Annotated in this window: 11 protein-coding genes; 9 read left to right on the forward strand and 2 right to left on the reverse strand. The window is 69.5% G+C overall.

From position 1 onward, the window contains the following. Positions 1-37 precede the first annotated feature (37 nt). The 6 genes from ASE88_RS00340 to ASE88_RS00365 all read left to right on the forward strand — a co-directional run bounded on the left by ASE88_RS00340 (position 38) and on the right by ASE88_RS00365 (position 6,429). Positions 38-835: a DUF2163 domain-containing protein gene (locus ASE88_RS00340; protein WP_056474101.1), complete on the forward strand. Its 798-nt coding sequence runs from the start codon at positions 38-40 to the stop codon at positions 833-835. Further along, complete coding sequence (locus tag ASE88_RS00345; RefSeq protein ID WP_200910115.1) at positions 832-1,203, forward strand: peptidoglycan endopeptidase; 372 nt, start codon at positions 832-834, stop codon at positions 1,201-1,203. Before ASE88_RS00340 ends, ASE88_RS00345 begins: the two co-directional genes overlap by 4 nt. A gap of 16 nt (positions 1,204-1,219) precedes the next feature. Then, positions 1,220-3,367: a phage tail protein gene (locus ASE88_RS00350; protein ID WP_056474108.1), complete on the forward strand. Its 2,148-nt coding sequence runs from the start codon at positions 1,220-1,222 to the stop codon at positions 3,365-3,367. 64 nt (positions 3,368-3,431) lie between these two features. Further along, positions 3,432-3,935 (forward strand): DUF2793 domain-containing protein, encoded by a 504-nt coding sequence (locus tag ASE88_RS00355; protein WP_056474380.1) that lies wholly within the window; start codon positions 3,432-3,434, stop codon positions 3,933-3,935. 119 nt (positions 3,936-4,054) lie between these two features. Continuing rightward, positions 4,055-5,176 carry an OmpA family protein gene (locus tag ASE88_RS00360; RefSeq protein ID WP_055882227.1) on the forward strand — a complete coding sequence of 374 codons (1,122 nt, stop codon included), beginning with the start codon at positions 4,055-4,057 and terminating at the stop codon, positions 5,174-5,176. Positions 5,177-5,610: 434 nt separating this feature from the next. Beyond that, a complete protein-coding gene (locus ASE88_RS00365; RefSeq protein WP_055882501.1) occupies positions 5,611-6,429 on the forward strand; it encodes a shikimate 5-dehydrogenase in 819 nt (272 codons plus the stop codon). Between the two features lie 149 nt (positions 6,430-6,578). On the opposite strand, the gene ASE88_RS00370 is transcribed toward ASE88_RS00365, so the two are convergent. After that, complete coding sequence (locus tag ASE88_RS00370) at positions 6,579-7,328, reverse strand: YgfZ/GcvT domain-containing protein (protein WP_055882226.1); 750 nt, start codon at positions 7,326-7,328, stop codon at positions 6,579-6,581. A gap of 81 nt (positions 7,329-7,409) precedes the next feature. Between ASE88_RS00370 and pyrC the strand changes: the two genes are divergently transcribed. After that, the gene (gene pyrC / locus ASE88_RS00375) at positions 7,410-8,447 is read left to right on the forward strand and encodes a dihydroorotase (protein ID WP_056474110.1); all 1,038 of its coding nucleotides are present in this window, start codon (positions 7,410-7,412) and stop codon (positions 8,445-8,447) included. 90 nt (positions 8,448-8,537) lie between these two features. Here the strand turns inward: pyrC and ASE88_RS00380 are convergent, their stop codons facing one another. Next, the gene (locus ASE88_RS00380; RefSeq protein WP_055882219.1) at positions 8,538-8,882 is read right to left on the reverse strand and encodes a hypothetical protein; all 345 of its coding nucleotides are present in this window, start codon (positions 8,880-8,882) and stop codon (positions 8,538-8,540) included. A gap of 155 nt (positions 8,883-9,037) precedes the next feature. On the opposite strand from ASE88_RS00380, the gene ASE88_RS00385 reads away from it, so the two are divergent. Continuing rightward, positions 9,038-11,530, forward strand: a complete 2,493-nt coding sequence (locus ASE88_RS00385) for a helicase-related protein (protein ID WP_055882216.1) — start codon at positions 9,038-9,040, stop codon at positions 11,528-11,530. Beyond that, a partial coding sequence (locus ASE88_RS00390) for an RNA-binding S4 domain-containing protein (protein WP_056474381.1) occupies positions 11,523-11,762 on the forward strand: 240 nt, incomplete at its 3' end. The genes ASE88_RS00385 and ASE88_RS00390, both read left to right, overlap by 8 nt.

An 11,762-nucleotide genomic window follows, 5' to 3' on the forward strand; every position in this document is an offset into this window, starting at 1 on the left:
TCCCCTGAAGGGAGAGGGGTTTTTACAGGAGACTGCCATGTTTCTGGATGCGGAACTGGCGACGATCGCGTTGTGCTGGCGGATCGAGCGGCGGGACGGGGTGGCGGTCGGGTTGACCGCGCATGACCGGGACCTGGTGGTCGACGGGCTGGTGCACCGGGCGGCGCCGGGAATGACTCCGTCGGCGATCGAGCGATCGGCGGGGCTGGAGGCGGACACGATGGATGTCGCAGGCGCGCTGACCAGCGCGGCGATCGACGCGCGCGATCTGCTCGCCGGCCGCTGGGATGGCGCGCGCGTCGCGGTGTTCGCGGTCGATTGGACGGACCCGGTCGCGCGGGTCGATCTGGGGAGCGGCCTGATCGGCGCGGTCGAGCTGGGTGAAACGGGGTTCACCGCGGAACTGCGGGGGGCGAGCGCGGCGCTCGATCGACCGGTGGTCGAGGAGACGTCGCCCGAATGTCGCGCGGAGCTTGGCGATCGGCGGTGTCGCGTGGCGATGGCGGCGCGGCGGCGGTTCGCGCGGGTGCTGGCATGCGAGGGGGCGGTGGTGACGCTGGATGCGAGCGCCGAGGGGCTTGGGGGTGGGCTGCTGCGCTGGTTCGGGGCTGCCAATTGTGGCTTGGAGAGCACCGTCGCGCGCGGCTCCAAGACGATGGTCACGTTGCGCGCAGTGCCCGCGTTCGCGGTCGAGGCGGGGGTACTGGTCGAGGTCGTCGAGGGGTGTGACAAGAGCCTCGCCACCTGCGCGGGGCGGTTCGGCAATGCGGTGAACTTTCGCGGCGAGCCGTATCTGCCGGGGATCGATCTGCTCACGCGATATCCGGGGGTGTGAGTGCGATCGCGGATGCCGCGCGCGCCGCGGTCGGGACGCGGTTTCGGGTGCATGGGCGGGGACCGGATGGGCTCGATTGTGTCGGGTTGGTGGCGGTGGCGCTGCGGGCTGGCGGGTATGCCGGTGCGGTACCAACCGGTTATTCCCTGCGGGGGGGCGATCCTGGCGTGCTCGACCGGGTGCTGGTGCGGGTCGTCGACGCGGCGCCGGGCGACGTTCTGCTGATGGCGGCGGGGCCGGGGCAGTTTCATCTCGGGATCAGGACGCCGGGCGGGTTCGTGCATGCGGATGCGGGGCTGCGGCGCGTGGTCGAGCGGCCGGGCGTGCCGCCCTGGCCCGTGCTCGGGGCGTGGCGGATGCCGGTGTGACGGAGGGGGGTGTGACATGGCGACCTTGATATTGACCGCGGTGGGGACGGCGGTGGGCGGGCCGATCGGCGGCGCGATCGGCGCGCTGGTCGGGCAGTCGGTGGATCGCGCGCTGTTTGCCCCGAAGCGGCGGGACGGGCCGCGGCTGGTCGAACTGGCGGTGCAGACGTCGTCCTATGGGAGCCAGATTCCAAAACTGTTCGGGACGATGCGCGTCGCGGGGACGGTGATCTGGGCGACCGACCTGATCGAGAGCCGGTCGACATCGCGCGGCGGCAAGGGACAGCCGAGCACCGCGACCTATGCCTATGCCGCCTCGTTCGCGGTGCTGTTGTCAGCGCGCGCGATCCTGGGGGTGGGACGGATCTGGGCGGAGGGGAAATTGCTGCGCGGGGCGGGCGGCGATTTCAAGACCGCGACGGGGTTCCGGCTGCATCTGGGGGGCGAGGACCAGCCGGTCGATCCGCTGATCGCGTCGGCGGAAGGGGGCACGACGCCGGCATATCGCGGGGCGGCGTATGCGGTGTTCGAGATGCTGCAGCTGGCGGATTTCGGCAATCGCATCCCGTCGCTGACGTTCGAGGTGATCGCGGACGAGGGCCCGGTATTGGCGTCGACGATCGCGACGGCGCTGGCCGGCGAAGTCTCGGGGACGGCGGCGCTGGCGATGGGCGGGTTTGCGGCGTCGGGCGGGAGCGTCCGTGCGGTGCTGGAGATGCTGGGGCAGGTGGGCGGGGCCTGGTTTGCGCCGTCGGGGGCCGGGCTGGTGATGCGGGATGCGGCGGGGGCGACGGTCGCGGTGGCCGATGAAGGGTTCGCGGTCGCGAGGCAGAGTATGCGACGCGCGCGCGCGGTCGCGGCGATCGAGACCGTCCCGCGGACGGTGACGGTCGGCTATTACGACGCGGCGCGCGATTACCAGGCGGGTTTGCAACGCACGCGCCGGCCCGGGGCCGGGGTGCGCGATGACCGGATCGAGGTGCCGGCGGTACTCGAAGCGGGGGTGGCGAAGACGGTGGCCGAGGCGATGCTGGCGCGCGCGGAGGCCGGGCGGGTACGGCGGACGGTGGCGGCAGGGTTCGGGGCGATGGCGATCGCACCCGGGGCTTGCGTGACGATCCCGGGCGAGGGCGGCGTCTGGCGGGTGACCGACGTCAGCATCGCTGGGATGGCGACGAGCCTCGGGCTGGTGCCGCTGGCGGCGGCGTCGCTGCCCGCGAGCGCGACGAGCGGCCGGGTGTCCGGCGCGGTCGATGCGGTCGTCGGCGCAACGATCCTGCAGGCATTCGAGATTGCCGGCTTGGCGGATGCGGCCTTGGTGGCGCCGCGGATGACGGTGGTCGCGGCAGGCGCGGGCGCGGCGTGGCGGCAGGCGACGCTGCTCTACAGCGTCGACGACGGGGTGAGCTGGGTGGCGGCGGGGGCGACGGCCGCGCCGGCCGTGATCGGCACGATCGTCGTGGTTCCGCCGGGTGCGCCGGCGACGCTGCTCGATCTGCGTGGGGCGTTCGAGGTCGTCCTGGCGCAGGCGGAGATGACATTGGAGGATGCCGATGCGCCGGCGCTCGATCGCGGTGTGAACCTGGCGCTGATCGGCGACGAGCTGGTCCAGTTCGGGCGGGCGGACCCGCTGGGCGGCGCCCGGTGGCGATTGAGCGGTTTGCTGCGCGGGCGAAGGGGGAGCGAGGCGGCGGCGGGGTCGCAGAGTCCGGGGGATCGTTTCGTCCTGATCGACGCGGCGGCGGCGCGGGCGTTCGACCTGCCCATGTCGGTGCTCGGGCGCGAGATCCGGGTGATGGCGTCGGGCGTGGGGGATGCGACGCCGGTCGAGACGCGGTGCGTGATGCGCGGCACGTCGGTGGTGCCGCCCCCGCCGGTGCACCTGCGGTTCGTTGGCGAAGCGGATGGCAGCGCGACGGTGCGGTGGACGCGGCGGAGCCGGGCGGGGTGGCGCTGGATCGACGGAGTGGATGCGCCGCTGGCCGAGGAGGTCGAGGCGTACCGGGTGACCGTCACCGTCGGCGCAACCACGCGCGAGGTCGAGGTGGCGGTGCCGTCCGTGGCGGTGACCGCGGCCGAGCGGGCCGGCGCCGCTCGCGTGGCGGTGCGCCAGCGTGGGATCTTTGGCGAGTCGCTGGCGGCCACTCTGATCGTACCGGCCTGATCGTACGGGCGTGATCGTACTGGCCCGATCGTACGGGCGTAACAATCGAACGGGGGAACGAATGATGAGCGACGACATCACCGCAAGGCTGGCATTGCCGCTGTTGCAGCCGGGACAGGCGCAGAAGGAAACGACGCATAACGAGGCGCTCGCGCTGCTCGACCTGGCGGTGCAGGCGAGCGTGCTGGCAGTGGGAACCAATGTGCCGCCGGGCGCGCCGGTCGCGGGAAGCGCGTGGATCGTCGGCGCCGCGCCGACCGGTGGCTGGGCCGGACAGCCGCAGACGATCGCTGGCTGGACGAGCGGCGGATGGCGGTTCGTCGCCCCGCGCGAGGGGATGACGGTGTGGAGCGTCGCCGACGGCCTTTATGCGCGGTTCGGCGGCGGCGCCTGGGTGCTAGGCGTGCTGGTCGGTTCGCACGTGGCGATCGGCGGAGTCGCGGTGGTCGGCGCGCGCCGCGCGGAGATTCCCGCGGCGACCGGCGGCACCGTCATCGACGCGCAGGCGCGGGCGACAATTAACGCCATATTGGGCTGTTTACGCGGTCACGGGTTGATCGAGGCCTGAAACACCCCAAAAACTGTGTCGTTCCAGCAACACCTCTAACTTTTGTGAACTTGCGTGGAAACAAGCCCGAGGATAGGGAGTTTGCGATGTCCGTGTGACACTCATGAAAGGGGATTAGTATGCGGAAGCTTGCCGTCGTTCTGGCACTCGCCTCCACCGCACTCGCCACTCCCGCCCTCGCCCGCGATAAGTCGTGGTACGTTGGCGTCGAAGGCGGTGCGATGATCGTTGAAGACATCGACTATGATATCGGCGCATTGAACAATGCCGGTTCGGTCGATCATGACTATGGTTACGATGTCGACGCCGTAATGGGCTACGACTTTGGCGGTTTCCGCCTCGAGACCGAAGTCGGCTACCGCAAGGCAACTGTTGACGGCTACACGTCGTCGACGACCACGCCTGTGTTCGGCCGCACCGGCGCACGCGGCAACGCGGTTGCTGGCAACTATGACTATGCCGGTGGTTCGTCGTCGGCGCTCAGCTTCATGCTGAACGGCCTTCTGGACTTCGGTCCGGACGATGGCATCCAGGGCTTTGTCGGCGGTGGTGTCGGTGTTGCTCGCGTCAAGGCGCAGTATGCACTCAACAACAACGGCGACTTCCTGAACGACTCGGACACCGTGTTCGCGTATCAGGGTCTGGCCGGTATCCGTGCGCCGCTGACCGATCACATCGACGCGACGCTGAAGTATCGCTTCTTCAACGCCGAGAACGTCAAGCTGGTCGACGTTTCGAACCGCGTGTTCGACGGTCGCTATCGTTCGCACAGCATCCTCGGTGGTGTGACGTACAACTTCGGCGAGCCGGCTGCGCCTCCCCCGCCGCCGCCCCCGCCGCCGCCGCCGCCGCCTCCTCCCCCGCCGCCCCCGGCGCCGGTCGATGTGGTCTGCTCGCCTGGTCCGTTCATTGTGTTCTTCGAATGGGACAAGTCGGACATCACGCCAGAGGCAGCGTCGATTCTCGACAACGCGATCACGCAGTACCAGTCGTGCGGCAACGCACAGGTCATGCTCGCAGGTCACGCGGACAAGTCGGGTTCGGCTTCGTACAACGTCGGTCTGTCGCAGCGTCGCGCAGATGGCGTGAAGGCATATCTGTCTTCGCATGCCATCCCGGACAGCGTCATCTCGACGGAAGCCTTCGGCGAGAGCCGTCCGCGCGTCGAGACCGCCGATGGCGTTCGCGAAGTGCAGAACCGTCGCGTGGAAGTCACCTACGGTCCGGGTTCGGGCCAGTAAGACTTTCGCCAATCGGCCCTCGGGTCGGTTACGGAATGAAGATCGGGGAGGTCGGCGCAAGCCGGCCTCCCTTTTCTTTTGCGCCCTTTTCTTTCGCGCGACGCCCGCCGCGGCGCCGCGCGAACGACCGCAAGCTTTGGGCAAGCTTTGGGCAAGCTTCGCGCAAGTTTCGGGCAAGGTTCCGGCAGGGTTCGGACCGTTCGCGTCGGCGACGTTTGGTGCAGCGCCGATCTGGTCACGCGAACATGCCCATCCGCGCAAAGAGCGGCGTGGCGGTGATCGCGTTGTCCCGTGATTCTTCTTGCTGCGCGGCGGGGGAGACGGAGCGCCTGCCTAGGGCACCGTCGGTGCGGCGTCGCGGCGGCGGGTTGAACACATCTAAGGATGCTTCACCCCGGCGGCGCGTAGCGGTAGTGGGGCGGGGCTATATGGAGATGCAGATGAAGCCGCTGATTGGCCGGGACACGCGGCTGTGCATGTCGCTATCGGCGCGACCGGGGAACTTCGGGACGCGGTTTCATAACCGGCTGTATGACCTGACCGGGCTCGATTTCGTCTACAAGTCGTTCTCGACGATCGATCTGGCCGCCGCGATCGCCGGGATCCGCGCGCTGGGGATTCGCGGGTGCGCGATCTCGATGCCGTTCAAGGAGGCGGTGATCCCGCTGCTCGATGGGCTGGCAAAGACCGCGAGCGCGATCGACAGCGTCAACACGATCGTCAACGACGATGGCGTGCTGACGGGACATAATACCGATTACGGCGCGGTCGTCGATCTGGTCGCGACGCTGGATCGGGTGATGCCGTTCGTCGTGCAGGGCTCGGGCGGGATGGCGAAGGCGGTGGCAGCGGCGCTGAGCGACAACGGGTTTCGCGACGGGACGATCGTCGCGCGGAACGAACGGGCCGGGCGTGCGCTGGCCGATCTATACGGCTATCGCTGGGCACCGACCGTCGAGCGGGCGGCGGCGCTGCTGATCAACGTCACGCCGCTCGGGATGACCGGGGCGGATGCCGCGGCGCTCGCATTTCCGGCGGCGATGATCGCAGGCTGCGAGGTGGCGTTCGATGTCGTGCAATATCCGATCGACACGCCGTTCCTGCGCGCCGCCGCCGCGGCGGGGAAGCAGTGCATCACCGGCGCGGACGTCGCGACGTTGCAGGCGGTGCAGCAGTTCGTGCTTTACACCGGGGTAACTCCGGATGCGGCGCAGGTGGCGGATGCAGCGGCCTGGGCACGCGCCAACTCCTGATTGGCGGACCGACAAATCCTTTCCAGCAAACCTAGCTGGATCGTGTAGCGCGAGGGAGGGAACGGCAGGCGACCCCGCCTGATTGGTATTCTCCCCTCCGTCACCTTTATTGCAACCTCCGCCTAGCGGGGGGAATCGCGAAGGCTGTGTCAGTGAGACAGGGTCTCGGCCAGCGCCGTGGCGAGCCAGGGTGGCGTCAACGCATCGCCGAGCGCCTCGACACGGCGGTGTTCGACCATCAGGTTGAGGTCGGGGTAGGTGGCCCGCGTCCGCGTGCTCGGTTCGGTGAAGGGCGCGACGACGAGGCGGCGATTGACCTTCGCGCGGTGGTGCATCCGCGCGGTGTTTTCCTGGCCGACATAACACCCCTTGGTGAAGCTGACGCCGTTGAGTTCGCGCGCGTTGCATTCGAGCCAGAGCGTCTCACCATTGCCGAGTTCGGCGATGCCTTCGGTCACGCCGAGCGACAGGCGATGCGCGCGCCACCCGGTCGCCGGGTCGCTTGCGGGGGCGAGCCAGCGGCGCCCGAGCGCGGCAAGACGCGGATCAGGTACGCCTGCGTCGCCGGTCGGGGACCAGTGGACCTTTGCGTCGTCGGGCTGGAACGTGATCTTGCGGCGCAGGCGGTAGAGCATGAGGCGCTTCGTCAGCGCGTCAGCCTGCGTGGCCTCGACGTCGATCAGCACGTCGTCGCCATCCGCCCACAGGATGAAATCAAACAGCACTTTGCCCTGCGGCGATAGCAAAGCGGCCCAGGCGGGGGTGGCGGGGGTGAGCGACGCGGTGTCTGCGGTGACGAGCCCCTGCAGGAAGCCCCGCACGTCTTCGCCCGCGACGCGGATCACGCTGCGGTCGGCGAGCATGGTCGCGGGGAGGGTTGCGCTGGCGGGCTGGTCCATCGCTACCACCTAGTGCGCGTCGTGTGATTTCCAAGCCGCAGATGGCTGGCATCTCCGCGACCCCGCCGATAGGAAGGCGCCATGACCGACCGCCTCACGATCCGCCGCCCCGACGACTGGCATGTCCACCTGCGCGATGGCGCGATGCTGGAGGCAGTGGCGCAGCATAGCGCGCGGCAATTCGCACGTGCGATCATCATGCCGAACCTGACGCCGCCGGTGACTTCGATCGCGGCTGCCAAGGCGTATCGGCAGCGGATCATGGCGGCGCTTGGCGAGGGGGCGAGCTTCACGCCGCTGATGACGTGCTATCTGACCGACGGCACCGAACCGGCCGAGCTCGAGCGCGGCCATGCCGAGGGCGTGTTTACCGCGTGCAAGCTGTACCCCGCGCATGCGACGACCAATTCGGCGCACGGCGTCACCGACATCCGCGCGCTGACCGGCGTGCTGGAGACGATGCAGCGGATCGGCATGCCGCTGCTGATCCACGGCGAGGTGACCGACAAGTCGATCGACATCTTCGACCGCGAGGCGGTGTTCGTCGAGCGCGTGCTGACGCCGCTGGTGCGCGACTATCCGGGGCTGAAGATCGTGCTGGAGCATATCACGACCGCGGAGGCGGCGGCGTTCGTCGCCGAGGCGGATCACCCGATCGCGGCGACGATCACGCCGCAGCATCTGCTGATCAACCGCAACGCGCTGTTCGACGGGGGGCTGCGGCCGCACGCTTATTGCCTGCCGGTGCTCAAGCGCGAGAGGCATCGGCTCGCGGTGCGGCAAGCGGCGGTGTCGGGGTCGCCGCGGTTCTTCCTGGGGACGGACAGCGCGCCGCATGTCGTCGGGGCGAAGGAATCCGGATGCGGGTGCGCAGGCATTTTCAACGCGCCGTTCGCGCTGGAGGCGTATGTGCGCGTGTTCGACGAGGAGGGCGCGCTCGACAGGTTCGAGGGGTTCGCGTCCGAGCATGGCGCGCGTTTCTACGGGTTGCCGCTCAATGAGGGCACGGTGACGCTGGTGCGCGACGATGTCGAGGTGCCGACGTCGATCGGGACGGGCGAGACCGCGGTGGTGCCGTTCCTGGCCGGCACGAATGCCGGGTGGCGCTTCGAGGGGTAAGCTGGGCCTGCCACCCTGACCCCATACCGGCAGGATGACGGCGTGGATGGCGTTGCGGTTACCCCAGGAACCCCGCCGCTACCGCTTTCGTCAGGATGACGGCGCGTTGAGCCGGTCTAGCCACAAACGCGCTTCCTTCTGTTCGCCGACCGCGCTGGCCTTGACCGGGCCGCGCGCGGCGAAGAAGTCGCGGTGGAGCGCGAACGGCTCCATCATCAGCCGCTCGCGCATTGCGGCGATGTCGGCGCCCATCTCTGCGAGCGAGTCGATCGTCGGGGCGATTGCGGCGCGGACGCGGCGGTCCGTGCTGCGGTCGAACAGCCCGAGCGAACCGGCGGCGGTCTTTTCCAGCGCGGCGACGAGCGTGTCGCGATAGTCGGTTTCGAGGTCTTCGCGCTGGGCGTCGAGACGGGCGAGGCGGTCGGGTTTTGCCATGCCCCCGACGTAGCGCGCCGCGCGCGGTGGTCAACGCATGTGGCGAAGTCCGCGGCGTGTCGCGCGCGCCGAGTAGGGCCAATCGGGCGACCGCCGATCACGCAATTGCGTACAGGTCATTGCACCGGCGCGGTTTACCCCCGATGTTGTCCGTCATGAGCGACGACGCGTCCGGTGGTATCACCGCGGTCCTGGGGCCGACCAACACGGGCAAGACGCACCTCGCGATCGAGCGGATGTGCGCGCATTCCAGCGGGATGATCGGTTTCCCGCTGCGTCTGCTGGCGCGAGAAGTGTATGACCGCGTCGTCGCGATCAAGGGTGCGAACCGGGTCGCGCTCGTCACCGGCGAGGAGAAAATCGTCCCGCCCGATGCGCGCTGGTTCCTGTGTACCGCGGAGTCGATGCCCGACCGCGACGTCGCCTTTGTCGGTCTCGACGAAGCGCAGCTCGGCGCGGATCCCGAGCGCGGTCACGTCTTCACCGATCGGTTGCTGCGCGCGCGCGGGCGCGAGGAGACGATGATCCTGGGGTCGGAGGCGCTGCGGCCGATGATCAAGGCGCTGGTGCCCAAGGCGGAGATCGTCAACCGGCCGCGCTTTTCGACGCTGACCTATGCGGGCGCCAAGAAGATCAGCCGGCTGCCCAAGCGATCGGCGATCGTCGCGTTCTCGGCGGAGGAAGTCTATGCGGTCGCCGAGATGCTGCGGCGACTGCGCGGCGGTGCCGCGGTTGTCATGGGCGCGCTGTCGCCGCGGACGCGCAACGCGCAGGTCGCGATGTTCCAGGCGGGCGAGGTCGATTATCTTGTCGCGACCGACGCGATCGGCATGGGGCTCAACATGGACGTCGCGCATGTCGCGTTCGCCAGCCTCAACAAGTTCGACGGCAAGCGCCAGCGGCGCCTGACGGTGGCGGAGATGGCGCAGATCGCGGGTCGCGCGGGGCGGCACCAGCGCGACGGTACGTTTGGTGCGCTGTCCGACGACGGGCCGGGCGCGTTCCTGCCCGAAGAGGTGCTCGCGATCGAGGAGCACCGGTTTCCGCGGCTCGAAAATCTGTACTGGCGGCAGGGCGCACCCGATTTCGCGAGCATCGATGCGCTGGTCGCGAGCCTTGAGGCGCGCCCGCCCGCGGGGGTGTTGCGCGCCGCGCCGCAGTCGCTCGATCTCGGTGTGCTCAAGCGGTTGGCCGAAGAGGGCTGGGTCCGCGAGCGCGCGCGGCATCCGGCGATGGTCGCGCGGTTGTGGGCGGCGTGCGGCGTGCCCGATTTCCGTAAGGTGGGCCTTGATCCGCATGCGCGCTTCGTCTCGCGGCTGTTCGGGCATCTGAGCGAGGGGCGGGGGCATATCCCGCACCAGTGGTTTGCCGACGAGATCGCGCGGCTCGATACGGTCGCCGGCGACGTGCCGGTGATCGCGGGGCGGATCGCGGCGACGCGGATCTGGGCGTATATCGCGCAGCGTGCGGACTGGCTCGCCGAACCGACCTTGTGGGCCGCGCGGACCGCGGCGCTCGAGGAGCGGCTGTCGGATGCGCTGCACGCCAGCCTGACTCAGCGCTTCGTCGACAAGCGCACGACCGCGCTGATGCGGCAGATCGGCGCGGATGCGGGCGCGCTGCCCGTGGTGATCGGGCCCGAGGGCGAGGTGATGGTCGAGGATCATCCGATCGGGCGGCTCGACGGGTTCCGCTTCACCGTGGCGGCGGATGCGCGCGCGAGCGACAAAAGGCTGCTGCTCGCGGCGGCGGAAAAGCGGCTGGCGGGCGAGCGGTCGCGGCGCGGGCAGTCGCTCGCCGATGCGCCCGATGCCGATATCGCACTCGACGATGATGCGCAGATCATCTGGGCGGGGCATGCGGTCGCCAAGCTCGGGGCCGGGCCATCGTTTGCGCGGCCCAGGCTGATCCTCGATCGGTCGCTCGACTGCCTGGACAAGGCGGCGCGCGAGCGGATCGAATCGCGGCTGGCGCGGTGGCTCGGGACGATGCTCAAGCGGCGGGTGGCGGTGCTGGTCGAGCTCGCCGAGACGAGCCGCGACGCGACCGCGACGCCTGCGCTGCGTGCGGTGGCGAGCGCAATCGAGGAGGCTGGCGGGATCCTGCCGCGGTTGCCGATGCGGCTCGCGCTCGACGCGATCGATCCCGATGCGCGCAAGCGGCTGCGCAAGACCGGCATCACGATCGGTGCGCTCGATTTGTTCGACGCGCGGCTGCTGAAGCCCGAATCGGCGCGCTGGCGGCGGGTGCTGGCGGCGGCGCGCGGGAGCGTGATCGCTACACCGCGCGACGGGGCGACCGTTCTCGCGCGTGGCAGCGACGGCGCGACGCTCGAGGCGGGGTTCCGCCCGCTTGGGCTGCAGGCGGTGCGGGTCGACCTGATCGAGCGGATCGCCCGCGCCGCGCATGATTCGCGGCAGGGTCGTACGCCATTCGCGCCCGATCCGGCGCTGGCGACGTCGATCGGGGTCGATCCCGCGTCGCTCGAGCGGTTGATGGCCGAGCTCGGCTTCAAGGCGCTGGCGGGCGATACGCCGCGCTGGGTGTGGCGCGGTCGCCCGCCTGCGCGCCCGGCACCGCCGGTTGCGATCGATCCGTCGCGGCAGAACGCGTTTGCCGGGCTAGCCGCATTGGTCCGCCATGGGTGAAGGCGCGATGCGGATCGACCGGTTCCTGTGGTTCGTGCGGCTCGCCAAGACGCGCAGCGCGGCGCAGGCGATCGCCGAGAAGGGGCGCCTGCGCATCGACGGGCGCGCGATCGACCGGGCGCATTGCCCGGTACGGATCGGCAACGTGCTGACCTTTGCTGCGCAAGACCAAGTTCGCGTCATCCGCGTCGAAGCGCTGCCGTCGCGCCGTGGCCCCGCTCCGGAGGCGCAG

It is taken from the genome of Sphingomonas sp. Leaf38, assembly GCF_001421825.1.
In the GTDB taxonomy this organism is placed as follows: Bacteria; Pseudomonadota; Alphaproteobacteria; order Sphingomonadales; family Sphingomonadaceae; genus Sphingomonas.

Coding starts and splice junctions, on each gene's coding strand:
- ASE88_RS00340 (WP_056474101.1), top strand. CDS start 38: ATGTTTCTGGATGCGGAACTGGCGACGATCGCGTTGTGCTGGCGGATC.
- ASE88_RS00350 (WP_056474108.1), top strand. CDS start 1,220: ATGGCGACCTTGATATTGACCGCGGTGGGGACGGCGGTGGGCGGGCCG.
- ASE88_RS00355 (WP_056474380.1), top strand. CDS start 3,432: ATGAGCGACGACATCACCGCAAGGCTGGCATTGCCGCTGTTGCAGCCG.
- ASE88_RS00360 (WP_055882227.1), top strand. CDS start 4,055: ATGCGGAAGCTTGCCGTCGTTCTGGCACTCGCCTCCACCGCACTCGCC.
- ASE88_RS00365 (WP_055882501.1), top strand. CDS start 5,611: ATGCAGATGAAGCCGCTGATTGGCCGGGACACGCGGCTGTGCATGTCG.
- ASE88_RS00370 (WP_055882226.1), bottom strand. CDS start 7,328: ATGGACCAGCCCGCCAGCGCAACCCTCCCCGCGACCATGCTCGCCGAC.
- pyrC (WP_056474110.1), top strand. CDS start 7,410: ATGACCGACCGCCTCACGATCCGCCGCCCCGACGACTGGCATGTCCAC.
- ASE88_RS00380 (WP_055882219.1), bottom strand. CDS start 8,882: ATGGCAAAACCCGACCGCCTCGCCCGTCTCGACGCCCAGCGCGAAGAC.
- ASE88_RS00385 (WP_055882216.1), top strand. CDS start 9,038: ATGAGCGACGACGCGTCCGGTGGTATCACCGCGGTCCTGGGGCCGACC.